The sequence below is a fragment of the Streptomyces sp. NBC_00029 genome, from assembly GCF_045160505.1.
GTDB lineage: Bacteria > Actinomycetota > Actinomycetes > Streptomycetales > Streptomycetaceae > Streptomyces.
This window is the reverse complement of sequence record NZ_CP108292.1, coordinates 4,002,850-4,027,866: the sequence shown is the minus strand read 5'-3', so window position 1 is coordinate 4,027,866 and position 25,017 is coordinate 4,002,850. Positions and strand designations below refer to the sequence as shown.

General features: G+C 73.7%; 25 protein-coding genes. 17 read left to right on the top strand and 8 right to left on the bottom strand.

Annotated elements, in window-relative coordinates; genetic code table 11:
• Positions 1 to 28 precede the first annotated feature (28 nt).
• Complete coding sequence (locus OG753_RS18855) at positions 29 to 790, top strand: DeoR/GlpR family DNA-binding transcription regulator (RefSeq protein ID WP_327266814.1); 762 nt, start codon at positions 29 to 31, stop codon at positions 788 to 790.
• Positions 787 to 1,737, top strand: a complete 951-nt coding sequence (locus tag OG753_RS18850) for a 1-phosphofructokinase family hexose kinase (RefSeq protein WP_405789290.1) — start codon at positions 787 to 789, stop codon at positions 1,735 to 1,737. Before OG753_RS18855 ends, OG753_RS18850 begins: the two co-directional genes overlap by 4 nt.
• A 12-nt stretch (positions 1,738 to 1,749) precedes the next feature.
• Here OG753_RS18850 and OG753_RS18845 read toward each other — a convergent pair whose 3' ends face one another.
• Positions 1,750 to 2,520 carry a DUF6227 family protein gene (locus OG753_RS18845; protein WP_327262927.1) on the bottom strand — a complete coding sequence of 257 codons (771 nt, stop codon included), beginning with the start codon at positions 2,518 to 2,520 and terminating at the stop codon, positions 1,750 to 1,752.
• Positions 2,521 to 2,712: 192 nt separating this feature from the next.
• On the opposite strand from OG753_RS18845, the gene OG753_RS18840 reads away from it, so the two are divergent.
• Positions 2,713 to 3,354 (top strand): vitamin K epoxide reductase family protein, encoded by a 642-nt coding sequence (locus tag OG753_RS18840; RefSeq protein WP_327262926.1) that lies wholly within the window; start codon positions 2,713 to 2,715, stop codon positions 3,352 to 3,354.
• Between the two features lie 126 nt (positions 3,355 to 3,480).
• Here OG753_RS18840 and OG753_RS18835 read toward each other — a convergent pair whose 3' ends face one another.
• Positions 3,481 to 3,891 (bottom strand): rodlin, encoded by a 411-nt coding sequence (locus OG753_RS18835; protein WP_327262925.1) that lies wholly within the window; start codon positions 3,889 to 3,891, stop codon positions 3,481 to 3,483.
• Between the two features lie 272 nt (positions 3,892 to 4,163).
• Here OG753_RS18835 and OG753_RS18830 point away from each other — a divergent pair, with 272 nt between their 5' ends.
• Together OG753_RS18830 and OG753_RS18825 are read left to right on the top strand one after the other, a co-directional pair.
• A complete protein-coding gene (locus tag OG753_RS18830) occupies positions 4,164 to 4,652 on the top strand; it encodes a hypothetical protein (RefSeq protein ID WP_405789288.1) in 489 nt (162 codons plus the stop codon).
• A 145-nt stretch (positions 4,653 to 4,797) separates the two neighbouring features.
• Positions 4,798 to 5,037: a chaplin gene (locus tag OG753_RS18825; protein WP_327262923.1), complete on the top strand. Its 240-nt coding sequence runs from the start codon at positions 4,798 to 4,800 to the stop codon at positions 5,035 to 5,037.
• Positions 5,038 to 5,121: 84 nt separating this feature from the next.
• Here the strand turns inward: OG753_RS18825 and OG753_RS18820 are convergent, their stop codons facing one another.
• From OG753_RS18820 to OG753_RS18800, 5 genes are all read right to left on the bottom strand, one after another.
• The gene (locus OG753_RS18820; RefSeq protein WP_327262922.1) at positions 5,122 to 5,469 is read right to left on the bottom strand and encodes a hypothetical protein; all 348 of its coding nucleotides are present in this window, start codon (positions 5,467 to 5,469) and stop codon (positions 5,122 to 5,124) included.
• A gap of 192 nt (positions 5,470 to 5,661) precedes the next feature.
• Positions 5,662 to 6,816 carry a chaplin gene (locus OG753_RS18815; RefSeq protein WP_405789287.1) on the bottom strand — a complete coding sequence of 385 codons (1,155 nt, stop codon included), beginning with the start codon at positions 6,814 to 6,816 and terminating at the stop codon, positions 5,662 to 5,664.
• 121 nt (positions 6,817 to 6,937) lie between these two features.
• Positions 6,938 to 7,171, bottom strand: coding sequence for a chaplin (locus OG753_RS18810; RefSeq protein WP_327262920.1), 234 nt, complete (start codon positions 7,169 to 7,171; stop codon positions 6,938 to 6,940).
• A 252-nt stretch (positions 7,172 to 7,423) separates the two neighbouring features.
• Positions 7,424 to 7,834 (bottom strand): rodlin, encoded by a 411-nt coding sequence (locus OG753_RS18805; protein WP_327262919.1) that lies wholly within the window; start codon positions 7,832 to 7,834, stop codon positions 7,424 to 7,426.
• 117 nt (positions 7,835 to 7,951) lie between these two features.
• Positions 7,952 to 8,206, bottom strand: a complete 255-nt coding sequence (locus OG753_RS18800; RefSeq protein ID WP_405789285.1) for a chaplin — start codon at positions 8,204 to 8,206, stop codon at positions 7,952 to 7,954.
• A 102-nt stretch (positions 8,207 to 8,308) separates the two neighbouring features.
• On the opposite strand from OG753_RS18800, the gene OG753_RS18795 reads away from it, so the two are divergent.
• The 9 genes from OG753_RS18795 to OG753_RS18755 all read left to right on the top strand — a co-directional run bounded on the left by OG753_RS18795 (position 8,309) and on the right by OG753_RS18755 (position 20,020).
• The gene (locus OG753_RS18795; protein WP_405789284.1) at positions 8,309 to 9,472 is read left to right on the top strand and encodes a DUF3344 domain-containing protein; all 1,164 of its coding nucleotides are present in this window, start codon (positions 8,309 to 8,311) and stop codon (positions 9,470 to 9,472) included.
• A 19-nt stretch (positions 9,473 to 9,491) separates the two neighbouring features.
• Entirely contained in the window at positions 9,492 to 10,679 is a 1,188-nt protein-coding gene (locus tag OG753_RS18790) for a glycosyltransferase (RefSeq protein WP_405789283.1), read from the top strand.
• The gene (locus OG753_RS18785; RefSeq protein WP_405789282.1) at positions 10,676 to 12,202 is read left to right on the top strand and encodes an exopolysaccharide biosynthesis polyprenyl glycosylphosphotransferase; all 1,527 of its coding nucleotides are present in this window, start codon (positions 10,676 to 10,678) and stop codon (positions 12,200 to 12,202) included. Before OG753_RS18790 ends, OG753_RS18785 begins: the two co-directional genes overlap by 4 nt.
• Positions 12,202 to 13,632, top strand: coding sequence for an O-antigen ligase family protein (locus OG753_RS18780; RefSeq protein ID WP_405789281.1), 1,431 nt, complete (start codon positions 12,202 to 12,204; stop codon positions 13,630 to 13,632). Before OG753_RS18785 ends, OG753_RS18780 begins: the two co-directional genes overlap by 1 nt.
• A gap of 560 nt (positions 13,633 to 14,192) precedes the next feature.
• A complete protein-coding gene (gene murJ / locus OG753_RS18775) occupies positions 14,193 to 15,863 on the top strand; it encodes a murein biosynthesis integral membrane protein MurJ (RefSeq protein WP_405792715.1) in 1,671 nt (556 codons plus the stop codon).
• Entirely contained in the window at positions 15,853 to 16,629 is a 777-nt protein-coding gene (locus OG753_RS18770; RefSeq protein ID WP_327262914.1) for a polysaccharide deacetylase family protein, read from the top strand. The genes murJ and OG753_RS18770 overlap by 11 nt, the downstream gene beginning before the upstream one ends.
• The gene (locus OG753_RS18765) at positions 16,626 to 17,939 is read left to right on the top strand and encodes a glycosyltransferase (protein ID WP_405789279.1); all 1,314 of its coding nucleotides are present in this window, start codon (positions 16,626 to 16,628) and stop codon (positions 17,937 to 17,939) included. Before OG753_RS18770 ends, OG753_RS18765 begins: the two co-directional genes overlap by 4 nt.
• A gap of 72 nt (positions 17,940 to 18,011) precedes the next feature.
• Positions 18,012 to 18,881, top strand: a complete 870-nt coding sequence (locus OG753_RS18760; protein WP_405789278.1) for a lipopolysaccharide biosynthesis protein — start codon at positions 18,012 to 18,014, stop codon at positions 18,879 to 18,881.
• Complete coding sequence (locus OG753_RS18755; RefSeq protein ID WP_405789276.1) at positions 18,878 to 20,020, top strand: GNAT family N-acetyltransferase; 1,143 nt, start codon at positions 18,878 to 18,880, stop codon at positions 20,018 to 20,020. The genes OG753_RS18760 and OG753_RS18755 overlap by 4 nt, the downstream gene beginning before the upstream one ends.
• Positions 20,021 to 20,025: 5 nt before the next feature.
• On the opposite strand, the gene OG753_RS18750 is transcribed toward OG753_RS18755, so the two are convergent.
• A complete protein-coding gene (locus OG753_RS18750; protein WP_405789274.1) occupies positions 20,026 to 21,681 on the bottom strand; it encodes a glycosyl hydrolase in 1,656 nt (551 codons plus the stop codon).
• 294 nt (positions 21,682 to 21,975) lie between these two features.
• On the opposite strand from OG753_RS18750, the gene OG753_RS18745 reads away from it, so the two are divergent.
• The 3 genes from OG753_RS18745 (at position 21,976) to OG753_RS18735 (ending at position 25,009) form a co-directional block, all read left to right on the top strand.
• Positions 21,976 to 23,346: an ATP-grasp domain-containing protein gene (locus tag OG753_RS18745; RefSeq protein WP_405789273.1), complete on the top strand. Its 1,371-nt coding sequence runs from the start codon at positions 21,976 to 21,978 to the stop codon at positions 23,344 to 23,346.
• Between the two features lie 67 nt (positions 23,347 to 23,413).
• Positions 23,414 to 24,715 (top strand): NAD(P)-binding domain-containing protein, encoded by a 1,302-nt coding sequence (locus OG753_RS18740; RefSeq protein WP_405789272.1) that lies wholly within the window; start codon positions 23,414 to 23,416, stop codon positions 24,713 to 24,715.
• A 24-nt stretch (positions 24,716 to 24,739) separates the two neighbouring features.
• On the top strand, positions 24,740 to 25,009 hold the full coding sequence (locus OG753_RS18735) for a hypothetical protein (protein ID WP_327262908.1): 270 nt from the start codon (positions 24,740 to 24,742) through the stop codon (positions 25,007 to 25,009).
• Positions 25,010 to 25,017 lie beyond the last annotated feature (8 nt).

Here is a 25,017-nt window from a genome sequence, read left to right as displayed (position 1 = left end):
ATCGTGTATGAAACGGACGCAAATCCACATGTACGCACCGGAGCGCCGCCAGGAGATCCTCCGCCTCGCCCGCGAGGCGGGCAGCGTCGACGTGCTCTCCCTGGCCGACCGGTTCCGGGTCACCGCCGAGACCGTACGCCGCGATCTCACGGCCCTCGACCGGTCCGGCCTCCTGCGCCGGACGCACGGCGGGGCCATCCCGGCCGGCCGCCTCGACTTCGAGCCCGACCTCACCGAGCGCGAGGGCACCGCCGCCGACGAGAAGCGCCGCATCGCGGCCGCCGCGCTGGCGGAGCTCCCCGACGGCGGCAGCATCGTCCTGGACGCCGGCAGCACCATCGCCCGGCTGGCGGCCGCCATCCCCGTCGACGTCGCCCTCACCGTGGTCACCCACGCGCTCCCGGTCGCGGCCCGGCTCGCCGACCACACCGGCATCGACCTCCACCTCGTCGGAGGCCGTGTCCGCCACCGCACCCGCGCCGCCGTCGACGCGTGGGCACTGCGCGCGTACGCCGAGATCCGCGCCGACGTGCTCTTCCTCGCGACCAACGGGTTCACGGCCGAAGGCGGTCTGACCACCCCCGACCTCGCCGAGGCGGCCGTCAAGCGCGCCGCCGTGGCCGCCGCCCGCCGCGTCGTCCTCCTCGCCGACTCCGCGAAGGCCGGTCAGGAGCACTTCGCGCGCTTCGGCTCCTTCGCCGAGGTCGACCTGCTCATCACGGACACGGGACTCACCCCCGCTCACAAGGCGTCGATCGAGGCCGCCGGTACGGAAGTTGCGCTCGTATGATCCTCACCGTCACCCCCAATCCCTCCCTCGACCGGACCTACGCGGTCCCCGCGCTGGACCGGGGCCGGGTACTGCGCGCCGACGGCGAGCGGGTCGACCCCGGGGGCAAGGGCGTCAACGTCTCCCGCGCGGTGGCTGCCGCGGGCGTCCGCACGACGGCGGTCCTCCCGCTCGGCGGCGCCCCCGGCGTCCTGCTCGCCGAACTCCTCGGCGCCCGGGGCGTGGACGTCACGGCCGTTTCGATCGCCGGCCAGACCCGCTCCCACATCTCCCTCGCCGAACCGGACGGCACCGTCACGAAGATCAACTCACCTGGTCCGGAGCTCTCCCGGGAGGAATCCGGCCTCCTCCTGGACACCGTCCGCTCCGCCGCCGCCGAAGCCGCCTGGATCGCCGCCGGCGGCAGCCTCCCGCGCGGCCTCGGGCCCGAGTGGTACGCCGACCTCGTCACCCGGGCGCACGCCGCGGGCGCCCGCATCGCCCTGGACACCTCGGGCCCCGCCCTGTCCGCGGCGCTGGCGGCCCGCCCCGAGGTGATCAAGGTGGGCGCGTCGGGGCTGGCTGCGACGGTGGGCCGCCCGCTGCCCACCCTGGGCGACGTGGTCAAGGCCGCGGATGAGCTCCGGGACCTGGGCGCCGGAGCCGTACTGGTCTCCCTCGGCGGGGACGGCCGGCTCCTGGTCTCGGCCGAGGGCACCCACCACGGCACCGCTCCGGTCCCGGTGGTGCGCAGCACCGCAGGAGCGGGGGGCGCCGCGCTGGCCGGTTTCCTCATCGCGGGCGGCACCGGCCCGGGCGCCCTCGCCTCGGCGCTGGCCCACGGCGCCGCCGCGGTCCAACTGCCGGGCAGCTCCGTGCCGACGCCCTCGGACCTGCGCCCCGACCGGGTCCGCATCACCCAGGACCCGCCCCTGGACCTCCCGCTCCGGAATCCCGGAACGCCCTGACCGCCCGCCCCGTCACCGCACGCGGGCGCGGAGCTCCATGGCTCCGCGCGCGGCCGCCTCGCTCGCGTACACCTCGCACATGTGCCGTCCGTCGGGCGTCGCCGTGTGCTCGACCTCCCACAGGCTGACCTCGGTCCCGTCCAGCAGCACGAAGGCGTGCTCGTACAGGCTGAATCCGGCGCCCCGCCCGTCGGAGAGGCACTGCCGCGCACCGAACGCCTGCGTGATCTGGTGCGCGTACGCAGACCTCAGCAGCGTCGCCAGCGGCTCGCCCGGCCGGTCGGCGTTCTCCGCGCGCCGCAGCACCCGGCGGGCGTGGTCCGCGGACTGCTCCACCACGTACTCCCGGTGCCGCTGCACCGGCGCCGAGGCCGCGTACAGCGCACTCAGCACCGCCACGTCGTTCTCCGGCTCCTCCTCACCCGGCACCAGCACCGGATCCGGCGAGGCCCCGGCCGACGCCTCGCCGAACAGCCGGGTCACGGCCAGGCAGGTCTCCGCCTTGCTCGCGAAGATCTCGTGCCGCACGGCCCGGTCGCCCACCAGCCGGTACGTCAGCTCCCACAACGAGACCGAACCGCCGTCGGTCAGCAGGTAGGTGTGCCGGTGCGTCTCGCGCCAGATCCCCGACTCCGGGCTGTGGTGGGTGGTGTAGAGCGAAGAGCTGTGGGCGAGCGCCGTGCCGAGGCGCTCGACCAGCCTGTCCGGCAGGTCGAAGGAGTTGAGGGCGCGGCCGAGGAGTCGTTCGAGGTGCGCCTCGGTTGTCTCGTACGGATCGCTCAAGGTGGGTCTCCAGGCCGTCGCAGCTTGTTACTTCGCGGAAGCTCAACGTAACCCCTGGTTCTGACATCACGTCCGGGGTTCGGTAAAACGTCCGGGAAGCATCGGAGGTTCCCGCCACACCTTCAGGTCAACTTGCATACGGATGAGCATGGTTGGGCCCGTTCTGGGAGGGAGCGCGGGACTATGGGCCACATGGCAACGAATACAGTGGGCCTCCCGCGCCAGCAGGTACGGCCCCGCAGTGGACCCGAGGGCGAACAGAACGCGGCTCCGAAGGGCCTGGCGTGGCTGCTGGCCGTCACCGGGGCGGCCGGGCTGCTGGCCTCCTGGGTGATCACCCTCGACAAGTTCCTCCTGCTGGAGGACCCGGACTTCAAACCTGCGTGCAGTCTCAACCCGGTCGTCTCGTGCGGCAGCGTGATGGCGAGCGATCAGGCGGCGGCCTTCGGCTTCCCCAACCCGATGCTGGGGCTCGTCGCGTACGGCGTCGTGGTCTGCGTCGGCGCGGGCCTGCTGGCCGGCGCCCGCTACCGCGGCTGGTTCTGGCTCGGACTGAACGCCGGCACCCTCTTCGGCGTCGGCTTCTGCAGCTGGCTGATGGTCCAGTCGCTCTACGAGATCAACGCGCTCTGCCTGTGGTGCTGCCTGGCCTGGGTGGCGACCCTGCTGATGTTCTGGGCGGTCACCGCGCACAACGTCCGTACCCGGGTCCTGCCCGCCCCCGCCCCGCTGCGGGGCTTCTTCGCCGAGTTCGGCTGGGCGCCGCCCGCCCTGCACATCGGAGTGATCGGCATGCTGATCCTCACCCGCTGGTGGGACTTCTGGACCGGCTGACCGCCGGGAGCGGCGAGCGGGGCGGGGTACGCAGAGGGCCCCGGCGGCTGGACGCCGCCGGGGCCCTCGTCATTCACTCCACAGGCTCAGCGGCCCGCGATCGCCCGAAGGCGCAGGAACCGGAGCTCAGCTGCCGGCCGAGAGGTTGCCCGAGAGGACCGGGATGTTGTCCAGGATGTGCGAGAGCGGCTCGTCGCCCTTGGCCTGGGTGGAGTTCTCGGTGCACTGCTGGTTCTGCGGGTTGGACAGGACGTTGATGTCCTGGACGCCGATGTTGAGCGCGGCGATGAGCGACTGGGCGTTGACCTTCGCCGGCAGGCCGATGCAGGGCTTGTTGAGGGTCCCCTGGACCAGGCTGAGCTGCGGGCTCATGTCGCCGGCGGTCTTCTGGTTGCCGTAGATCTGCTGGGCACCGTTGCCGTTGACGGTGTTGACCCCGTTGTCGTTGCCGATGGCCATGGCCGGGGCCGCGGCGGCAGCGCCCGCGCCGATCGCAACGGCGGAGACCGCGGCGGCGGTCATGAACTTCTTGAACATCTTGATCCTTCTGTCGCACGAGTGCCCGCTGATGGAGCGCCCTGGTCAACTGCCCCGTCCGGGGGTTGGTTCCGCTGCTTCACTCAAACGGCCTGCGCGTGTCGAGGTTTTCCCCGGCCCGGGTGAGTGGCCTCCGGACGCGTGCGCGAAGCCCGTACGCAGCCCGCATCCACGCGGGCTCCGGTTGCGCTCCGTGCGAGGTGTTCGCACGGTGGGTGAGGAAGCGGATCGTTCGGGTCCGTTTCCATGTCCCCACCCGAGAAGGAACATCCATGCACCGCACGAAGCCGTCCCGCGCCGCCCGTCTCCTCGTCCCCTCGGCTCTCGCCGTCGTCATACTGTCCGGCGCGGCCGCCCCCGCGGGCGCTGCGGACGGCGAGGGCTCCGCGGCCCTCACCGGGCGCGTGGCCTCCGTTCAGCAGCAGGTCGAGAAGATCGAGCAGCGCGCGGCGGCCGCCGGTCCCATCGACGACCTCCTGGCCGGCCTCACCAAGACCCTGGAGGGCCTGCTCGCGTCGCTCGGTGGCCTGCTGCCCGACGGGGTGAAGCTGCCGCCGATCGAGCTGCCGAAGCTGCCGGACCTGAACCTCCCCGACCTGTCCGGGCTCATCCCCCAGCTGCCGCCGGTGGAACTCCCGCCGATCGACTCGGTGGTCCCGCCGGTGGACGGCCTGCCCGAGGTGCCGAACACCCCGGCCATCCCGGACATCCCCGTGATTCCCGGTATCCCGGACATTCCCAGCCTTCCGAAGGGGCAGTAGCAGCCTCGAACCCGTCGGATGGTTACGACAATTGAGCCGAACAGGTCTCATCGTGCGCGTGGCCGTGTCGTCTGGGAAGCTGGACCGTTTCGCTCGGTGTGAGCCCCGGTTCGGGGCAGAACATCGAACAGAAGGTGCACTTCCCATGAACTCTGCCAAGAAGGCCGCCCTGGTCCTGGCCACCGCTGGTCTCGCCGCGGCCGGCGCCGCCGGCTCCGCCGTCGCCGACTCGTCGGCCGAGGGTGCGGCCGTGGGTTCCCCCGGCGTCCTGTCCGGCAACCTGGCCCAGGTGCCGGTGCACATCCCGGTCAACGTCTGCGGCAACACCGTGAACGTGATCGGCCTGCTGAACCCCGCGTTCGGCAACGTCTGCCTCAACCACTGAGGTCGGCCGAACAACCGACTGTGGGCGCCCCGGCCTTGCCGGTGGCGCCCACAGTCGTGTCGGCGGGTGGTCAGCCGGGACGGCTCAGCCCTGGCCGCCGTTGAGCTTCACGCCGCCGAGCATGGGGGACGACTGGGTGGCGCCGTTCGCGAGGCCGAGCACGGTGCCCGGTACGTCGTTGCGGACCTTGTTGACCTTCTGGGCGGTGCCCACGACCTTGTTGACGGTGTCGCCCTGCTCGGCCAGCCCGTTGCCCACGGTCTGCGGGAGGGACTCGGAGACGGGCCCGACGGCGTTCAGCGTCTCGGTCACCCCTCCGGTCAGGCTCATGGGGGGCATCGCGGCCGTGGGCTCGGCGGCGAAGGCGGTGGTGGAGGCGCCGAGCGCGGCGACGGAGCCGACGACGACAGCGGCGACCTTCGTGAGCTTCATAATCGAAATCCTCTTCTTTCGTTGACAGAGGCGTCAGTGGCGACCGTCGCGCCACTTTCGCCCTGGGTAACGATTCCCGGCCGCTGCGGAAACGCGAACGCGCACGCGGTTAAGGACGGGGGCATGACAGCGGCCGGAGAATCCGACGAGGATTCTCCGGCCGATATTTCTTCTGATTACCGGTATTGCCGGTCAGGAGATGCGCGACCGCCGGTACAGAATGGCGCCACCCAGGATCAGGGCGGTGGCGAGGGCCGCCGCGGCCGCGGGCTGGCCCGCGCCGGTCTCGGCCAGCATGGGCCCCGTCACGTGCGCCGGAGCGGGGGCCGCCGGCGGCGCGGGAGCGGGCCCCGGGGCCGGGGCGGGGGTCGGCGCCGGGGGGAGCTCGACCGGGGTGTCACCCGCGGGAGGGGCGGGCGGCTGGTCGGCCGGAGGCTGTACGACCTCGGGCGCGGGCGCCGGAGCCGGGTGCTCCACGGGCAGGCTCCCGTGCGGCGGCCCGGGCGCGGGGCCCTCCTCCATCACGGGGGCAGGGCCGGGGGCGGGGGCCGGCAGCGTGTGCGCGGGCTCCTCGGCCGGTGCCGGGGCGGGCTCCGGGGCAGGGAGCGGAACCGGGGCCTCCTCGGTCGGGGGCTGCGGAGCAGGAGGTGCGGGAGGTGCCTCCACCTCCTGGACCGGTTCCGGGGCGGGCAGCGGGGCCGGGTGCTCGTCCACCGGTTCCGGCATGGGGTGCGGCTGCTCGGGCGCGGGCGGAGCGTGGTGCGCCGGCGGGGGCGGCGGAGCGGACCCGGGGTGGTCGTCGCACTCCTCCTCCTTGCCGCGCTCCTCGCCGGGACCGCCGTAACCGCCCTCGTGGCGCGGCTCCTCCTGGCGGGGCTTCGCGTGCCGCGGTCCCTCGCGCCGGGGCCGATCGTGCCCGGCCTGTTCCTGCCGGGGCTGCTCGTACCCGCCCGCGTGGCGCGGCGACTCGTGGCGCTGCGCCGGCACCGCGCGGCGGCCCTCGCGCTCCTCGAGGTAGCGCTCCAGGGCCTCGGCGTTCTCGGGGCTGAGGTAGCGCCCGTAGTCGTGGCCGTCGTCCGTGTGCGAGCCGGTGCTGGTGGCGCACGTATTCCCCATCGCAGGGTTGAGCGCCGCACCACCGTCCACGCTGTTGCCGCACACGTTCGGTGCGAAGGTGATCGGTACCGAGACGCTGTTTCCGGCCAGCACGCCCGGAGAGTGCGAGGCTTCGGCCGTCGCCCCGGGGTGCGCGTAGGCCGCGCCGGTCGCGATCGACAGCAGACTCGACGCGGCTGCCGCTGTGAGCATCCCCTTGCCCAGTACCTGTCGGCTCAGTACCTGTCGCATGGGTCCTTCCCTGTCTACCGGCGCCAGGGCCGGTGTGGAATCGGAGGTGGCCTCGGAGTGCACCGCCGTGCACTCCGAGGCCACTCCGAGGAGGCTTGCCCTCGCGGGCACAAGCGCTTCGTCAGGCGTTGACGCAGGTGTTGCCGAACGCCGGGTTGAGGAGCGCGATGACGTTCACGGTGTTGCCGCAGACGTTGACCGGGACGTGGACCGGAACCTGGAGCAGGTTGCCAGACAGGACGCCGGGGGAACCCACGGCCTTTCCGTCGGCGGCCGCGTCGGCCATGGCGGGGGAGGCGGCACCGGCGAGCATCAGAGCGCCGGCGGCCAGCACCACTGCCTTCTTGTACGTCATTTGATTTATTTCCTTCCCGCAGAGGCGTGTCCACTGCAGAATTAACAACGAGCGGTCCGGGGAAAAGAAACCGCGTAATTTCGACGGCCTGTCGGTAATTCACCCCGATGCTCGTACCGAAGTCCGGTCCGAATTCTGGGTGCCGACGTATTCATATCGACAATTCCGGTGGCCGGGGAGCTTCCCGGCCTTACATGCGGCGAGGCCGCCGCGACCCGGAGGGTGCGACGGCCTCGCTGGCGCGGGCCTCGGTCAGCTGCCGTTCGAGACGTTGCCGGAGAGGACCGGGATGTTGCTGAGGATGTGCGAGAGAGCCTCGTCGCCCTTGGCCTGGGTGGAGTTCTCGGTGCACTGCTGGTTCTGCGGGCTGGACAGGACCGGGATGTCCTGGACGCCGACGTTGATCAGGGCCAGCACGGACTGCACGTTGGCCTTCGCGGGCAGGGCGATGCAGGGCTTGTTGAACGAGCCCTGGATCAGCGCCATCTGCGGGCTCATGTTGCCGTAGGTCGCCTGGTTGCCGTAGATCTGCGCGGCGTTGTTGCCGTTGGCGGTGTTGATGCCGTTGTCGTTCCCGATGGCCATCGCCTGCGGCGCCATGGCGGCACCGATGCCCACGACCGAGGCGGCAACCGCGGCCGAGGCCATCATCTTCTTGATCATTGTCGTCCCTTTTTTGCAGGATTGCCCGGTAGTGGAGCACCCGGATCAACGCCGCGGTCCCGGTTCGGGTTGCGTGGCTTCACTCGGATGCGGGCGTTTCGGGCAGCACGGTTGACGTCAGGCGTTGATGCAGGTGTTGCCGAACGAGGGGTTCAGCAGGGCGATCACGTTCACGGTGAGGCCGCAGGCGTTCACCGGGACGTCGACGGGCACCTGGAGCAGGTTGCCGCTCAGGACGCCGGGGGACCCGGCGGTGATGCCGTGCGCCGTCGCGCCGTCCCCGCCGTGCGCGGAGGCGAGGCCCGCGCCGCCCATCAGCACTGCGGCGCCCGCGACGGCGACGGTGGTGCCGCGTACCAGCCCCTTCTTCATCTCCGTATTTCCTTTCGGTTCGAACAATGGTGCATCCGATAACGACCCGCCCAGTACGAGGGTGCGTGTTATCGCCCAAAAGGCCGTACGAGCGAGTCCGACGTGATTTCCGGCCCGAGTTCTGACAAAGTTCACTCCTGTTTTGTCCCCTTGATCGAAAATGGAGACAGGGTCATGGGTTCCTCCCGCAGAATCCTCGGCACGCTCGGTCTGCTGTCCTGCCTCACCCTTTCCGTGAACGCCCCGGCGGCATGGGCGGCGGCTCCCGCCCCCAGGGAACTGCCCCGGGTCCCGTTCACCCAGCGTTACCAGGCCGTGCAGCACGGCGGGCTGGTGCGTGCCTCCAACTCCGGAATCAGCTGCCGCAAGGAGCAGTCCCCGCAGGCCGAGCCGTGCGCCGAGGTCAAGAAGGGCGCGGCCGGGGTCAACAGCGACTTCGAGATGTTCTACAGCGAGGTCGACAAGGATCCGGACACCTACAACTCCACCCGGGCCGAGCTCAAGGTCCCGCAGGGCGCGAAGGTCTCGTACGCCCGTCTCTACTGGGGCGGGAACCTGCGGGTGGGCGAGCAGAAGCCGCCGCAGGACAACGGCCGGGTGCTGGTCGCCGAGCCCGGCGGCGCGTACAAGGAGGTCCTGGCCGACACGGTGATGGGCCACCGCACGGACGCGGGCAGTGATGCCTACCAGGCCTCCGCCGATGTGACCCCGCTGGTCCGCAAGGGCGGCGCCGGCATGTGGACGGTGGCCCAGCTCAACATCGCCATGGGCCATTCCGAGGTGGGGGCCTGGGGCGGCTGGACGCTGGTCGTCGCCTACGAGCACCCGCAGGAGCCGCTGCGCCGGGTCTCGGTGTGGGACGGCTTCGAGTCGCTCGCCGCCCGTGCCGGTGACGGAACGGTCGAGATCGAGGGGCTGGACGCCCCGGCCGGATCCGCGGGCCGGGCCGGGGTCGTCGCGTACGACGGGGACCGCGGCACCCTCGGGGACTCACTCACCGTGACGGCCGACAGTGGGCGTCGGGTGAGTCTCAGTGACGGAGAAAATCCTTTTAATGATGTTATGAATTCCACGATCACGGAATTCGGCGATCAGTCGTTCGTGCGACAGCCCGAACATATGAATAATCTCGGATATGACGCGGACGTGTTCGACCTGAGTCCCGCCCTGTCCGGTGGTGCCCGCAGCCTGAGCTTCAGGTTCACGGGTGAAAGTCAGGGTCATTTCCTCGGTGTGCTCTTCGTTCAGACAGACGCGCGCCGCTGAACGCAGGAGACCACTCCACGTGCCCAGTCAACCTCGGGCGGCACAGCCCCCGACCGTCCTCCATCTCGTACAGCCCGTCGACGGCGGTGTGGCCAGGGTCGTCACCGACCTCGTCCGCGCACAGACCGCCGAAGGCCTGCGCGCCGTCGTCGGATGTCCGCCCGGCGGCACGCTCGGCGACACCGCGCGGGCGGCCGGGGCCGAGGTGCTCACCTGGCGCGCCGGGCGGGCCCCCGGGCCCGCCCTGCCCGCAGAGATCATCGGCACCCGGAAGATGATCCGCCAGGTGCGGCCCGACCTCCTGCACACCCACAGCGCCAAGGCCGGACTGGCCGGACGGCTCGCCGCCCGGGGCACCGTACCCACCGTCTTCCAGCCCCACGCCTGGTCCTTCGACGCGGTCGGCGGCGCCACCGCGGCGCTCGCGCTGCGCTGGGAGCGCTACGGGGCCCGTTGGGCCGACCGGGTGCTCTGCGTCAGCGACGCGGAACGCCGCGCGGGCGAGACCGGGGGGATCACCGCCCGCTGGTCGGTGATCCGCAACGGTGTGGACCTCGACCACTTCCGCCCCGGCGGCCCGGACCCCGACCGGGACCGGGCCCGGGCACGCGCCGAACTGCCGCTGCTCGCCGGGCTCCCCGCCGGCACGCCGCTCGCCGTGTGCGTGGGCCGGATCTGCCCCCAGAAGGGGCAGGACATCCTGCTCAGGGCCTGGCCGGAGCTGCGGGCCGCCGTGCCCGGGGCCCGCCTCGCCCTCGTCGGGGACGGCCCCGACGCCGAACGGCTGCGCCGCGCCGCGCCGCCCGGAGTGCTCTTCGCCGGCGCCGCCGACGACATCCGACCGTGGCTTCGGGCCGCCGATCTCGTTGTACTGCCGTCGCGGTGGGAAGGCATGGCGCTCGCCCCGCTCGAAGCCATGGCCTGTGGCCGCCCGGTCCTGGTCTCCGACGTCAGCGGTGCCAGGGAGAGCCTGCCGCCCGGCCAGGGACGCCTGTGCCTGGTGCCGCCGGAGGACCCGACGGCCCTGGCCGAGTCCCTGCGACGGCTGCTCGCCGAACCGCGGCTCCTCGCCGAACTCGGTGAGCAGGCCAGGCAGCACGCCCGGACCGACTTCGACGTGCAGCGGACCACGGACGCGGTCACCGGCCTGTACCACGAACTGCTGGGCAGGCCCCGGCCCTTGAACCAGGAGCGCATCAGCCGATGACGATGGACAGCGCACCCGCCCGGCACACCGGGCAGGGCGGTACGGGGCCCACCGGTGGCAGCGCCTTCGCGCCCGTGCACCCCGCGGCGGCCCGCCGTTCGGCGACCGCCATCCACCCCCCGCGCGGGCCCAGGACCGGCCAGGCCCGCACCGCCCTGCGCCCGCGGCGGGTCCGCCGCCGCGGGCGCGTGCTCCCGCTGCTCACCGCCGACGCGCTGGCGGCCGTACTCACCGCGACGACCCTGCCCGCAGCGGCGCTGCCCGTCCTGTCCGCGGCCCCCCTCCTGCTCGCCGCGCTGCACGCACAGGCCGGGCTCTACCGGCCGCGGCTCGCACCCTCCGCGCTCCACGAACTGCCCGTGCTGGCCGGACGGTCCGCCGTCCTGTGGTGCTCGGTCGCCGCCGTCACGGCCGCCGTGGACCCGGCCCGGGCCATGGGCTGGAGCGCGCTGCTCACCGCCGTCTGCCTCCAGGTCGTACTGGCGTGCGCGGGCCGTGGCCTCGCCAACCAGCTCCAGCGCCGTGCGGCGCTGCGGTGGCCCGCCTCCGCCCTCGTCGTCGGACCCGGCGCCGGGGCGAGCGCGGTCGCCGCCGCCCTGCACGGCCGCCCCGAGTTCGGGCTGCGCCCGGTCGGACTTGCGGATCCCGTCGTGGGCTACGCGCCCGCCGAGGGCGACGGCACCCTGCCGCTGCTCTCCACCCACGAGGACATCCGGCGCGCGGTCATCCAGAACTCCGTCGGGCACGCCGTGTTCACCCGCCCCCCGGAGGCCGACGAGCGCACCGCCTCCCTGGTCCGGCTCTTCCACGACCACGGCTGCCGGCTGTGGCTCGCGGACCCGGCCGGCACCGCCAAGGTCACCGGCATGCGGGTGGCGCACCCCGCCGACCAGCTGTGGGGGTACGCCGTGCAGCCGCTGCTGCCGCGCCCGGCCCGGCCGCTGGAGCGCTGGGCCAAGCGGGGCATCGACACCGTGCTCGCCCTGATCGCGCTCCTCGCCGCCGCGCCCGTGATGGGCCTGTGCGCGCTGGCCGTGCGGGTCTGGGACGGGCCGGGAGTGATCTTCCGGCAGGAGCGGGTCGGCCTGTACGGGCGCCCCTTCACCCTGCTGAAGTTCCGTACCCTGCGCGCCGACGCGCACGAGGCCGCCACCCGCTGGACGGTGGCGGGCGATCGCGGGATGAGCCCGGTCGGCTCCTTCCTGCGCAAGTCCTCGCTGGACGAGCTGCCGCAGCTGTGGAACGTCGTTCGCGGTGACATGGCCCTGGTCGGCCCGCGCCCCGAACGGCCCTTCTTCGTCGCCAAGTTCTCCACCGTCCACCCCGGCTACGAGGCCCGGCACCGAATGCCCGTCGGCATCACCGGGCTCGCCCAGATCAACGGCCTGCGCGGGGACACCTCCATCGAGGACCGGGCCCGCTTCGACAACCACTACATCGACACCTGGTCGCTGTGGCAGGACCTGTGGATCCTCGCCCGCACCGCGGCCTCCTTCTTCCGCTTCCGGCTGGGGGGCAGCTGATGAGCCTCGCCCTCCCCGGGCCGTGGACCCGGCCCGGCCTGCCGGGTCTGCTGCGCCGGCACTGGCCGCTGCTGCCGCTCGCCGCGACCGTGCTGTTCCTCCTCGCCCCGCTCCCGGCCGGGGACGCGACCGCCTCCGGGAAGGTCGGCCCGGCCGACGCCGCCTCGCTGCTGCTCGTCCTCGCCTGCGCGGTGCAGGCGCTGCGCGGCCGGGTGCGGCCGCTGAACCCGCTGGGCGTGCTCGTCCTGGGGATGCCGGCCGCGGGCCTCGCGGTCGCCACGATGACCGCGGGTGATCCGTACGCCGCCCTGCCGGGCTTCGTGCGCTACCTCCAGGTCTTCGTCCTCGTCCCGGCGGCCGTGGTGCTGCTGGTGCGCGACGCCGGGGAGTTCCGGCTCGCCGCCGGATGCTTCGTGGTCCTGGCGCTGGTGCAGGGCGCGGTGGGGGTCGTTCAGTACGCCACCCACACCGGGGCCTCGTACCAGGGCGAGGACGTCCGCGCCGTCGGCACCTTCGGCCCCGGTGACGTCATGGGTATGGCCACCGTCGTGGCGTACGGGCTGATCGTGGCGACCGCCGCCGGGCTCGCTCCGGGGCTGCCGCGGCGCCTGCGGCGGATCGCCGCCGGGTGCGCCCTGGCGCTGGTGCTGCCGCTGGTGCTGTCCTTCAGCCGGGGTGCGTGGATCGCCACCTTCGGCGCGGCGGTGCTGGTGATGGCACTGGCCGGGATCGAACGGGCGCTGAAGGTGGTCGCCGCGCTCGCCGCCGCCGGAGTGGTCCTGGTCGGCGGGTTCGGGGTCGGCTCGGAGATGGTCGCCGAGCGGCTGACCTCCATCACCCAGGTCTCCAGCGCCCCCGACCAGTCGGTGACCGACCGCTACACGATGTGGGCCGCGGCCGAGTCGATGTGGCGGGAGCGGCCCGCGGTGGGGGTGGGGCTCAAGGGCTTCCCGGCCCACCGCGACGGGCACGCCTCGCTGGGCCTGTCCTCGGGCAGCGACACCGCCGGCGCGGGGCAGGCGTACCTGCGCCAGCCCCTGCTCTCCCCGCACAACATGTACCTGCTGATCCTGAGCGAGCAGGGCCTGATCGGGCTGCTCGCGCTCGTGGGCGGCTGGGCGGCCCTGCTGGTCGCGGGGCTGCGCAGGCTCGCCTCCGGCGGCGGAGCCAGGGACTGCGGGCTGATCGCGATCGGGCTGTTCGTGTGGCAGCTGACCGACTTCCTCTACGCGGACATCGGGGGGCCGTCCACCGTGCTGACCGGAGTGATCATTGGCCTGGCGGCCTGGTGGGCGCTGCCCTCCCGCGGGACTGCAGGTCCCGGGGCCGCCGCCGGTGCGGGTCCCCTGCGCGGGACGGCCGCCGAGTCCGCAGGCGTCGGCGGTGCGGGTTCACGGGGTAGGTCCCCCGGGGTTGCGGCGCGCCCGTGACGGACACCACGCCCTGGCGGCCCGCCTCCGGCCTCCCGGCCGGGGCGGGCCACGCCCGTGTCCCGGGCGCCCCCGACTCCGGCCCGTCGCGGTTCCCGACGGACCCCGGCTTCGCCGGGCGCCCCGCCGACGGCCCGAACCGGAGCGCAGCTCCCGGCGGGGCCCGCTACCCGCGGACCGCGACCGTGTCCGTGGCCGGACGCCCGGCCGGAGCCGGAGACGCGCCGGTCCCGGCCGACCCCGGCTTCGCCGTCCGCGCGCGGAGCGCCCCCGTCTCCGGGCGGTCCGGCACAGACCCCGGCGCGCCGGGAGCCACGGATCCCGGGTTCGTCGCCGGGGGGCTCCCGGGCGGTGAAGCGGGTGCGCGGGGGCCCGTGTTCGGCTCCGCCGGGTATCCGGGCGGCGCATCGGGCCGGCACAGCGTGCCGGTGGCGGCGCGGGCCATACGCGGCTCCACCGGCGCGGACGGCGCCCCGGCGCGCCATGCCCGCCGCGCGGGCGAGCCGTCCGCGCCGGCCGCCCCCGGCGGAAGCGGACGGCTCCGCCAGGGCCGCCGCGCCGTGGCGAGGTCCGCCGCCCCCGACGGGGGCGGGTCCGGCGAGTCCTCCGCACCCGCCGGAGGCGGGAGCCAGCCGCTCGGACGCTTCCTGGCCAAGGCCGCCGCCGTCACCGCCGGACTCACCGCCGTCGGCGCGGTGTTCGGCCTCGTGCGCGACCAGACCATCGCGCACCTCTTCGGGGCCGGGCACGACAGCGATGCCTTCCTGATCGCCTGGACCGTGCCCGAGATGGCCTCGACGCTGCTGATCGAGGACGCCATGGCGCTGCTGATGGTGCCCGCCTTCAGCCACGCCCTGGCCCGGCGTGCCGCCGGCAGGGCCGGTCTCACCCGCCAGGAGGCCCGCCTCCAGGACCCCGTACGGCTCCTGGTGGGGGCGACCCTGCCGCGCCTCGTGCTCCTCCTGGCCGCCGTCGCCTCCGTGCTCATCGTGGCGGCCCCGGCCGTCGTCGCCGTGCTCGCCCCCGGCCTGCCCGATCCCCGGCTGGCCGTCGAGTGCACCCGCCTCACGGCACTGACCGTGCTCTCCTTCGGCGTCGCCGGATACTTCAGCGCCGCGCTGCGGGCGCACCGGTCCTTCCTGCCGCCCGCCGCGATCTACGTGTCGTACAACGTCGGCATCATCGGCACGATGCTGGCCCTGCACGCCGTGTGGGGCGTCCGGGCCGCCGCCGCGGGAGTCGCCGTCGGCGGTCTGCTGATGGCCCTGGTCCAACTGCCCGCCTTCGTGCGCAACGTGGGCTTCCGCCCGCCCCGCGCGAAGAGGACGGCCCCGCGCAGCCAGCGCGACCGGGACCGTCCGACCCTCATCGCCTTCGGTGTCATCGCCCCCGTGATCCTCTTCGCCGTCTTTCGGCAGTCGCAGGTGCTCGTCGAGCGGTTCCTGGCCGCATCCCTGCCCTCCGGGGCGATCTCGCACCTCAACTACGCGCAGAAGGTCGCGCAGATGCCGATGGTGCTCTCGCTGATGATCTGCACCGTCACCTTCCCCGTCGTCGCCCAGGCCATGGCCGGGGGAGAACGGGAGAAGGCCCGGCAGCGGGTGGAGCAGGACCTCGCGCTGGCCGCGCTCGCCGTTCTGGTGGGCACCGCACTCGTCGTCGGTTACGCGCCCCAGATCATCCAGGTCCTCTTCGAACGCGGCGCCTTCACCCACAAGGACACCCTCGCCACCGCCTCCGTCATGCGGGTCTACGCCGTCGGACTCCTCGGCCACTGCCTCGTCGGAGCACTCTCCCGGCCCTTCTTCTCGACCGCCCGGCCCATCTGGTTCCCGGCGCTCGCGATGGGCGCCGGGCTGCTCGTCAACATCGTGGCCGGAGCCTTCGCCGTCGGCTGGTGGGGCATCTACGGCATCGCCGCCGCCAACGCCGCCGGCATTTCCACCACCGCCGCCCTGCTGCTCACCGGCCTCGGCTCCCGGATCATCGCGATCCAGGTCCGCCGGGTCGCCGGCAGCATCGGCCGGCTCGCCGTGGCCGCCGTCGCCGCCGGTGCCACCGGCTGGATCGCCGGCCCCATGATCCCCGACCCGATGCTCAGCGCCGCCCTCGGCTGCCTGCTGGTCCCGGCCATGTTCGGGGCCACCGGGACGGCCATACGCGCGCTCGAAATCACCGCCCTGCCCGGTCAGATCTCCCAGCTCACGCAGAGGTTCCGCAATGTCCGCTGACACCGACACGGCCCCCGCCGCCGTGGTGGTCCCCGCCCGACGGGCCGCTTCGCCGTGGGTCCTGATGTACCACTCGGTCGCCGAGTTCACCGACCCCGCGGAAGACCCGTACGGGATCACCGTCACCCCCCTCGCCCTGGAGGCCCAGCTGCGGTGGCTGCGCTCCCGCGGGCTGCGCGGGGTGTCCGTCGGCGAACTGCTGCGGGCCCGCGCGGCCGGACGCGGAGCCGGACTGGTCGGGCTGACCTTCGACGACGGCTACACCGACTACCTGACCCACGCGCTGCCGCTGCTGCGCCGCCACGACTGCACCTCCACCCTCTTCGTACTGCCCGGACGGCTCGGCGTGGACAACGTGTGGGACCCGCTGGGCCCGCGCAAATCCCTGCTCACGGCCGAGGGCATCCGCGAGGTCGCCGACGCCGGACAGGAGATCGGCTCGCACGGACTGCTCCACCAGGACCTCACCGCGACCGCCGACGACATCCTCCAGCAGGAACTGCGGGGCAGCCGCGACCTGCTCCGCGAGCTGACCGGCACCCTGCCCGAGGGGTTCTGCTACCCGTACGGGCACCTCGACGCCCGGGTCGTCGACGCCACACGGGCCGCCGGATACGGCTACGCCTGCGCCATCGACCCCGGACGGCTCGCGGGCCCGCACGCCCTGCCGCGCACGCACATCAGCCAGGCCGACGGCGGCGCCCGGCTGCGGATCAAGCAGCTCCGCCACCAGGTGCGGGAGCTGCGGCGGGGGGTGCAGCGGTGAAGACGCTCCAGTCGGTCAGGGCACTGCACATCATCACCGGGCTCGGCGTCGGCGGGGCCGAGCAGCAACTGCGCCTCCTGCTGCGGCACATGCCCATGCAGTGCGACGTACTGACGCTGACCAACCCCGGGCCCGTGGCCGAGGGGCTGCGCGCCGACGGGGTCCGGGTCGTGAACCTGGGCATGCGGGGCAACCGGGACCTGGGGGCGCTGCCCCGGCTGGTGAAGTTCATCCGGCGCGGCCGGTACGACCTCGTGCACACGCACCTCTACCGGGCCTGCGTGTACGGGCGCCTCGCGGCCCGCCTGGCGGGGACCGGGGCCACCGTGGCCACCGAACACTCCCTCGGCGAGGGCGAGATCGAGGGCAGGCCGCTGTCGGGCGGTGTGCGCACGCTCTACCTGGCCAGTGAACGCCTGGGCGCGGCCACTGTGGCCGTGTCCGACACCGTGGCCGCCCGGCTGGAGGGCTGGGGGGTGCCGGCCGCGCGGGTGCACGTCGTACCCAACGGGATCGAAGCCGTCCGTTTCCGCTTCGACGAGGGCGTCCGGCGGGCCACCCGGGCCCGGACCGGGCTCCCCGAGCGGGCCTTCGTGGTCGGCGGGGTCGGCCGGCTGGTCCCGGGCAAGCGGTTCGACGTCCTGGTGCGGGCCGTCGCCGCGCTGCCGGGGGCCCACCTGCTGCTGGCCGGGGACGGGCCGGAGCGGGCCGGGCTGCGCCGGCTGGCCGCCGAGCTCGGCGCGCAGAGCCGGATCCACCTGCTGGGGGAGCGGGATCCGCTGGGCGACAGCGCGGACGGCCGTACTCCCGGGATCCCGGCGCTGCTGGCCGCCATGGACGTCTTCGTCTCCCCGTCGCGGGAGGAGGCCTTCGGGCTCGCGGTCGTGGAGGCCCTGGCCGCCGGACTCCCCGTCCTGCACGTGACCTGCCCCGCCATCGACGACCTGCCCGCCGCGCAGGCCCCCGGGGCCCGCCGCATCGGCACCGGCACGGAGGAACTGGTCGCGGCGCTGCGCGGCCACATGGAGGCGGGCGCGCGCCGGCTGCCCCCGCCGCCGGTGGTCCGCCGCTACGACATCGCCCGCAGCGCACAGCAGCTGCTCGACGTGTACGACCTCGCGCTCTCGGCCGCGCCGGGTGCCGGCGGGTCGGCCCGGGGCCGCGGCGCCGTCACCGGCCCGGTGCCCGAGACCGGTGCGGGATCCGGTGCTGGATCCGGAGCCGGCTCCGGTGCCGGCTCCGGGAGCGTCATCGGCGCCCGGCGCGAACCCGTCGGGCCCGGACCGGCGGAGCCGACCGGCACCGGCTGATCCCTCCCCTCCCCGAAGGGGTCCCGACGGGACCCGAATGAACTCCCCTCCACCCAGGAAGCGAGCACGTCCATGGCCGATACCGCCGACCACAAGAAGTCCGACAAGAAGGCCGAGAGCAGGCCCGAGGGCAGGTCCGAGAGCAGCTCGGAGAGCCGGCCGGAGGGCAGGTCCGAGGGCAGGTCCGACAGCCGGTCCGAGAGCCGGTCCGAGAGCCGGTCCGAGCGGAGGCCGGACCGCCGCTCCGGGCGCAGGACACGTCGCCGCCGGCTCTCGGTGCCGCTGTGGTGGCCGCTGCCCGCCTGCGCCCTGCTGGGGCTGGCCGCGGGCGGGGCGTACGGGGTGCTCAAGGCCCCCGAGTACGCCGCCACCAGCTATGTCGTCGCGGTGCCCGACGACACCACCGAGCCGGCCACCGCCCTCGGCTTCGCGCAGGCCTACGCCCGTATCGCGACCAGCAGTTCCACCCTCGCCTACGCCCAGCCCCGCGCGGGCATCGGCGCCGCGAAGCTGCGTACCCAAGTACGGGCCGAGACCTCGCCCGAGTCCCCGATGATCGCCATCACGGGCACCTCGAAGAGCCCCGCCGAGGCCGCCGACATCGCCAACGCGGTCGCCGACGCCCTGTCCCTGAGCAGCAATCAAGCCGCCAAGAACACCGGCGTCCAGCTGCTCCTCTTCAACCAGGCCGTCGCCCCGTCCGAGCCCGCATCCCCGTCCGCCGCCATCAGCGGGGCCGTCGGCCTGTGTGCCGGCGGACTGCTGGGCGGGCTGTGGCTGCTCGCCCGGCCCGGCCGCGCGCGGCGCTCCGACGAGAGCACGGACGTCTCCGCGCCCGGCTTCCCGGTGGAGTCCGCAGCCCCGTCCCCGGTCGAGGAGTACGCCTCGCTGCCCGCCCAGGGCGAGCCGGCCTCGGCCAAGGAGAAGGAGTCCGTTCGATGAGTCCGGGCTCCGCCGGGGCCCTGTCGGTGACGCTGTGCCGCGACCCCCGGCAGTTCGCCGCGCTGGAGGAGTCGTGGAACAGGCTCTTCCGCGGCTGCCCCACCGCCACCCCCTTCCAGAGTCACGCCTGGCTGCACTCCTGGTGGCTGTCGTACGGCAAGGACGGCCGGCTCCGGATCGTCCTCGTCCGGCGCGGCGACGAGCTGGTCGGCGTGGCCCCGCTGATGCTCGTACACCGGCCGATGCCGCTGCTGGTGCCGCTCGGCGGTCCCATCACCGACTACTTCGACGTGCTCGTGGCCGCGGAACACGCCGCCCAGGTCGTTCCGGCGCTGGCCCGCGGGCTGCACCGGGCCGCCCGCGGGGCCGTCGTGGACCTGCGGGAAGTGCGTCCCGGGGCCGCCGCCGAGGAGCTGTACCGGCAGTGGCCGGGGGTCTCCAGCCGGCTCGCCGACTCCACGTGCATGGAGCTGCCCACGCTGCCGTTCGACGAACTGGTCAAGCGGATGCCGGCCTCCGGCGCCCAGCGGGTGCGGGCAAAGCTGCGCAAGACCGACGCGGCCGGGATCGAGGAGCACGAGGTCACCGAGCAGGAAGTGCCCCGCGCCGTACGGACCCTGCTGCGGCTGCACGAGAAGCAGTGGCGCGGCCGCGGGGTGACCCCCGAGCACCTGCGGCCCCGCTTCGCCGAGCACCTCACCCGGGCCACCCGGCGCATGGTGCGGGCCGGGGAGAGCCGGCTGACGGAGTTCCGGCTGGACGGGAAGGTGGTGGCGGCCAACGTCACGCTGCTGTCGTCCGGGCTCAGCGGCGGCTACCTGTACGGGGCCGACCCGGACCTGCGCACCCGCAAGGTGGACGTGGCGACGCTGCTGCTGCGCTACGAGGCAGGGCGGGCGCTCGCCGAGGGCCGCCCGGTGGTGAGCTTCCTGCGCGGCAACGAGCCGTACAAGAACCACTGGCGGCCCGAGACGGTCGTCAACCAGCGTTTCCTGCTGGCCACGACGGCGCTCGCGCCCCTGATGCGCGTACACGAATCGCAGGTGACGGGGCGCGAGCGGGCGGTGGACGCGCTGCGGGAGGCGCTGCCGGCCGCCAGGGACTGGCGGGCGCGGCTCAACGAACTGCGGGTGCGATGACCCGTCTAGAAGGGCCAGAAGCCGGAGTCCTTGCCGAGGTCCAGCTTGAAGCAGACCGACTGCGTGCCGACCAGCTTGGAGAGCCACTCGCCGAAGTTGAGCGGCACGCACCACTGCTGGCTGTTGACGGGCGGTGTCGTCGGCTGCGGCAGGGGCTTCGGCGGTGTGGGCTCGGGCTTCGGCACGGCCGGGGTCGGGGTGACGGGCGAGGGCTTGGGGGCCACGGGCGTCGGGGCCACGGGGGAGGGCGTCGGGACCTGCGGCGTCGGGACCGCCGGTGTGGGCTCGGGCTCGGGGACCTCGGGTGCCGGGACGAGCGGACTGGGAGTGACCGGCAGCGGTACCTCCGGGCTCGGGGCGACCGGGCTCGGGGCGACCGGCGTGGGCACGGCCGGGGTCGGGGTGACGGGCGAGGGCTTGGGGACCACGGGCGTCGGGACCGCCGGTGTGGGCTCGGGGACCTGTGGCGTCGGGACCGCGGGCGTCGGCACCTGCGGGGTCGGGACCGCGGGCGTCGGGACCTGTGGCGTCGGGACCGCGGGTGTCGGCACCTGCGGGGTCGGGACCGCGGGTGTCGGGACCTGCGGGGTCGGGACGACCGGCGTGGGCACGACGGGGGTCGGGACCACCGGGGTCGGGACCACGGGCGTGGGAACCACCGGGGTCGGGACCACCGGGCCGGGCCGCTCGGGCGTGAGCGCGTCACGGAAGGCCTTCGCGGACTGCGGGTTGTCCTTGCACTGCCAGACGCCGTGCGGGCAGTAGTCGGTGATGGTGTGGTAGAGCGGCTTGTGCTGCTGGATCCACTTCAGCATGCGCCGCATGTACTCCGGGTTGTCCCCGCGCCGGTACAGGCCCCACTCCGGGTAGGAGATCGACTTCCCGTGTGCCTTCGCGAAGTCGACGTGGTGCTGGAGTCCGTACGGCTGGGTGATCTGGTCGTCGAAGGTCTGGCCGGGACCCTGGTCGTACGAATCCATTCCGATGATGTCGACCACGTCGTCGCCGGGGTAGCACTTCGTCCAGCCGATCGCGTCCGTACCCCGGTTCGGCGCGAAGTCGAACTTGAACTCCTGCCCGGGCACGGAGCGCATCGTGCGGACGATGCGCTTCCAGTACGCCTTCCAGTTCTCCGGGTCCGGTGCGCAGCGGTGGGTGTACGTGATGCCGTTCATCTCCCAGCCGAGCACGATCACCGTGTCCGGGACGCCCAGCGACACCAGCCGCTCGGCGAGCCGCTGGAAGTGCCGGTCGTAGTTGCCCTGCGCGCCCGCCCTGATCAGCTGGGCCACCTGGTAGTCCGGCACCCGGCCCTCGTTGCGCTCCTGCATGGGCACGTTGAGGACGAACAGCCGGTCGTCGTCGGCCCGGCGCCACTCGGCCCAGTCCTCCAGGAAGGAGACCCGGCCCTCGATGCCCGCCCACTTGTCCCCGGGGAGATAGGTGTGGCCGACCCGGATCTCCTTGCCGCCCAGCCAGCTCGACAGGTACGGGATCCGGGCCACCCCGGGCGGCCCGTAGTCGAGATAGGCGCCCATGGCGATGTCGGAGCCCTCGGGCCGGTCATCCTCGGGCGCCGCGAGTGCGGCCCCCGTGGCCAGCAGTCCGGCCGTGACCGTACCGATGCAGGTGCTCGCCAGTCGGCGGCGTGGTCTGGGCATGGCGTCTCCCGAGCTTTCCTGAATCGGTGTGCTTACCAAAGACGTTAGGCATCAGATCTGACGAATGGCCTGTCCGGTGACCGCCGCGTAGGCCATTAGCAGGTGCACACCACCCCCGCTTGGTCCGACTAGGTGAAAGACACCGTTTCCATGCCCGCGTATCTCAGCCATGTGCCCGCCGTTGTGCTCAGACTCGATCGGAATCCGTTCCACCACGGAACCCTCGGCGCCGTCAGATCTCTTGGCCGCAAGGGCGTGGAGGTCCATGCCGTCGTCGAGGCCGGGGGAGGCCCCATGGTGCGTTCGCGGTATCTGCGCGCCGCGCACCCCGGTCCGGCGGGCGGGCTGGACCCCGAGGCGCCCGAGGCGCTGCTGGACTGCCTGAACGGGGTGTCGGAGCGGATCGGGCGTCCGGCCGTGCTCATCGCCATGGACGATCTGAGTGCCATCGCCGTGTCCCGGGTCGCGCCGATGCTGCGCGAGCGGTTCCGGATCCCCCACCAGCCCGACAACCTGCCCGCCCGGGTGGCCGACAAGGCCGAACTGTCGCGGCTCTGCGCGCGGTGGGACGTCCCGCACCCGGAGACCGTGATCCCGGCGAGCGGGGCCGAGGCCGCCGAGGCGGCCTGGCGGCTCGGCCTGCCGGTGGTCGCCAAGTGGAGCCGGCCCTGGCTGCTGCCCGCCGGTGCGGACGGGCTGCGCAGCACCATGCTCGTGCACACCACCGCCGAGGCGCGCCGGCTCTACGAGCGCTCCGCCGAGGCGGGGAGCCGGCTGCTGCTCCAGCGGTTCCTGCCCGCCGGGCCGGACACCGACTGGTTCTTCCACGGCGCCTTCGCGCGCGGCGGGCGTCCGCTGCTCGCGGGCTCGGGCCGCAAGGAGCTGTCCTGGCCGGTGCGGACGGGGCTGACGGCCGTGGGCCGCTGGCTGCCGGATCCGGCGGTGGAGGAGGCCGGGCTGCGGCTCGCCGAACGGCTCGGTTACCAGGGGATCCTGGACCTGGACTTCCGCCGCGACGAGCGGGGCTGCTTCCGGCTGGTGGACTTCAACCCCCGGCCGGGCGCGCAGTTCCGGCTGTTCGCCGACGAGGCCGGGCTGGACGTCGTACAGGCGATGTACCTGGACCTGACGGGCCAGCAGGTCCCGCGCCCCTCGGGCGGTCCGGGCCGGGTGTTCGTCGCCGAGAACTACGCGCTGCTGGCGACGGTCCGGGGCGGGTCGCTGCCGCGCCGCCCGGTGGCGGGTCGTCCCGAGGGTCCCGCGGGTCCCCCGGATCCGGCGGGGTCGCCGGCGGCGCCGGGACCGTCCGAGCCGTACAAGTCGTCCGGGCCGGCCCGGACGGCCGGGGCGGGCGCGGACCGGGAGGGCCGGGGCGCGGCCCCGAAGCGGTTCGCCGAGCGGGGGCGGGTGGAGACGGCCTGGTTCGCCGCCGACGACCTGCTGCCCTTCCTCGCGATGCTCGGCGCCCTGCTGGGGCGCGGAGCGGGGAAGGGGGTGCGGGCCCTGCGCGGGGTTCCGGAACAGGGCCGCCGCACGGCGCGCGCGGTCGTCCGTACGCCCCGGCAGCGCGGCAGTGGCCAGTCGGCCGACGGTTCCGCCGCGGCGGCCTCCCGTCCCGTGCCGCCGGAGGCCCCGGCCGAGCCCGACGAGCTGGTGACCCGTTGAGAGAACCCGGCGCGGCGGACCGGTACGGGCCGGTGACCATCGAACTGGAGGAGCGGCCTTGACGCGGATGGACGATCTCGTGGTGATCGGCGCGGGCCCGTACGGACTGTCGATCGCCGCGCACGCGGCGGCCGCGGGGCTCGACGTACGGCTGCTGGGGCGGCCCATGGCCTCGTGGCGCGACCACATGCCCGACGGCATGTACCTGAAGTCGGAGCCCTGGTCGTCCAACCTGTCCGCGCCGGACGGGCGGCACACGCTGGCCGAATACTGCGCCACCCGCGGAATGACCGCGGAACACGGCACTCCGCTGCCGATCGGCACGTTCAGCGCGTACGGGATGTGGTTCGCCCGGCAGGCCGCGCCCGAGGTGGAGGAGGTGACCGTCCTGGAGGTGACCCCGCAGGGCGACGGCTTCCTCGTCCGCACCGCCGAGGGACCGCCCCTGCTCGCGCGTACGGTGGCCCTCGCGGTCGGGGTGATGCCCTTCGTCCGCCACCCCGAGGCGCTGCGGGAGCTGCCGCCCGCCCACTACTCGCACAGCAGTGGCCACCGGGACCTGAGCCGGTTCGAGGGCCACGAGGTCGCGGTGCTCGGGGCCGGGCAGGCGGCCCTGGAGACCGCCGCCCTGCTGGCCGAGCAGGGTGCCCGGCCCTGCCTGGTCGCCCGGCGCTCCCGGCTGAACTGGAACAGCGTCCCGCAGCCGCTGGACCGGCCCCCGCTGCGCGCCCTGCGCGATCCGCACAGCGGCCTCGGCACCGGCTGGCGCAGCTGGGTGTGGTCGGAGCTGCCCGGGGCGGTGCGCCGGCTGCCCGCGCCCACCCGCGAGCGGATCGCGGCGACCGCGCTGGGTCCGGCCGGCGCCTGGTGGCTGCGGGACCGCTTCGAGCGGCGCGTCCCCGCATTGCTCGGGCACCGGCTGCACCGGGCGGTGGCTGTGGGCGGGCGGACCCGGCTCGGGCTGACCGACCCGGCGGGCACATCCGTGGTGCTGGACGCCTCGCACGTCATCGCGGCCACCGGTTTCGTCCCGGAGCTGGCGCGGCTGGGGCTGCTCGACGCGGGGCTGCGGTCCGCGCTGGAGACCGTGGGGCAGAGCGGGGCCCCGGAGCTGACCCCCGGGTTCGAGTCCTCGTGGCCCGGTCTGTTCTTCGCGGGGCTGCTGACGGCTCCCTCATTCGGCCCTTCCATGCGATTCGTGCACGGCGCGGGCTTCACGGCGGGGAGACTGGTGAGAGGAGTCCGGAGGCGTCTCGGCGCCCGGGGTCCGAGGCCGGGTTCCCCCGGTGCCGCCCGGCCGGGCCGGGCTGCTTCCCCCGGATCCCTTCCGGGGGTACCCCCAGGGCATCCGAAGACGTTTCTGCGGTGAGATCCGCGGTGAGAGGGGTCCGTGATGAGCGAGGAGCGAGCGCAGGGCCGCGGCTGGGTGCGCATTCCCGCCAGTCGTGGGGAACAGCCCGCCAGGGCCAGGGCCGCCGGGCACGACCGTCCCCCGTACGCGGGCCCGTACGCAGGTCCCTACGCGACGGCCTCCCCCGCCGACCAGCCCACGATCTACCTCTCCCTGGTCAAGCGCTGGCGGGAGGCCGGGCGCACCCTTCCGGGGCATCCTGACGAGGAGTGGGAGCGGCTGATCTCCCAGCCGTGCTGGCCCGGCCGTTAGGTGGTGTG

Coding starts and splice junctions, on each gene's coding strand:
- OG753_RS18810 (WP_327262920.1), bottom strand. CDS start 7,171: ATGACGTACAAGAAGGCAGTGGTGCTGGCCGCCGGCGCTCTGATGCTC.
- OG753_RS18805 (WP_327262919.1), bottom strand. CDS start 7,834: ATGATCAAGAAGATGATGGCCTCGGCCGCGGTTGCCGCCTCGGTCGTG.
- OG753_RS18735 (WP_327262908.1), top strand. CDS start 24,740: ATGAGCGAGGAGCGAGCGCAGGGCCGCGGCTGGGTGCGCATTCCCGCC.
- OG753_RS18755 (WP_405789276.1), top strand. CDS start 18,878: ATGAGTCCGGGCTCCGCCGGGGCCCTGTCGGTGACGCTGTGCCGCGAC.
- OG753_RS18785 (WP_405789282.1), top strand. CDS start 10,676: ATGACGATGGACAGCGCACCCGCCCGGCACACCGGGCAGGGCGGTACG.
- OG753_RS18800 (WP_405789285.1), bottom strand. CDS start 8,206: ATGAAGAAGGGGCTGGTACGCGGCACCACCGTCGCCGTCGCGGGCGCC.
- OG753_RS18740 (WP_405789272.1), top strand. CDS start 23,414: ATGGACGATCTCGTGGTGATCGGCGCGGGCCCGTACGGACTGTCGATC.
- OG753_RS18840 (WP_327262926.1), top strand. CDS start 2,713: ATGGCAACGAATACAGTGGGCCTCCCGCGCCAGCAGGTACGGCCCCGC.
- OG753_RS18825 (WP_327262923.1), top strand. CDS start 4,798: ATGAACTCTGCCAAGAAGGCCGCCCTGGTCCTGGCCACCGCTGGTCTC.
- OG753_RS18855 (WP_327266814.1), top strand. CDS start 29: ATGTACGCACCGGAGCGCCGCCAGGAGATCCTCCGCCTCGCCCGCGAG.
- OG753_RS18830 (WP_405789288.1), top strand. CDS start 4,164: ATGCACCGCACGAAGCCGTCCCGCGCCGCCCGTCTCCTCGTCCCCTCG.
- OG753_RS18760 (WP_405789278.1), top strand. CDS start 18,012: ATGGCCGATACCGCCGACCACAAGAAGTCCGACAAGAAGGCCGAGAGC.
- OG753_RS18750 (WP_405789274.1), bottom strand. CDS start 21,681: ATGCCCAGACCACGCCGCCGACTGGCGAGCACCTGCATCGGTACGGTC.
- OG753_RS18770 (WP_327262914.1), top strand. CDS start 15,853: ATGTCCGCTGACACCGACACGGCCCCCGCCGCCGTGGTGGTCCCCGCC.
- OG753_RS18820 (WP_327262922.1), bottom strand. CDS start 5,469: ATGAAGCTCACGAAGGTCGCCGCTGTCGTCGTCGGCTCCGTCGCCGCG.
- OG753_RS18745 (WP_405789273.1), top strand. CDS start 21,976: ATGGTGCGTTCGCGGTATCTGCGCGCCGCGCACCCCGGTCCGGCGGGC.
- OG753_RS18835 (WP_327262925.1), bottom strand. CDS start 3,891: ATGTTCAAGAAGTTCATGACCGCCGCCGCGGTCTCCGCCGTTGCGATC.
- OG753_RS18815 (WP_405789287.1), bottom strand. CDS start 6,816: ATGCGACAGGTACTGAGCCGACAGGTACTGGGCAAGGGGATGCTCACA.
- OG753_RS18780 (WP_405789281.1), top strand. CDS start 12,202: ATGAGCCTCGCCCTCCCCGGGCCGTGGACCCGGCCCGGCCTGCCGGGT.
- OG753_RS18850 (WP_405789290.1), top strand. CDS start 787: ATGATCCTCACCGTCACCCCCAATCCCTCCCTCGACCGGACCTACGCG.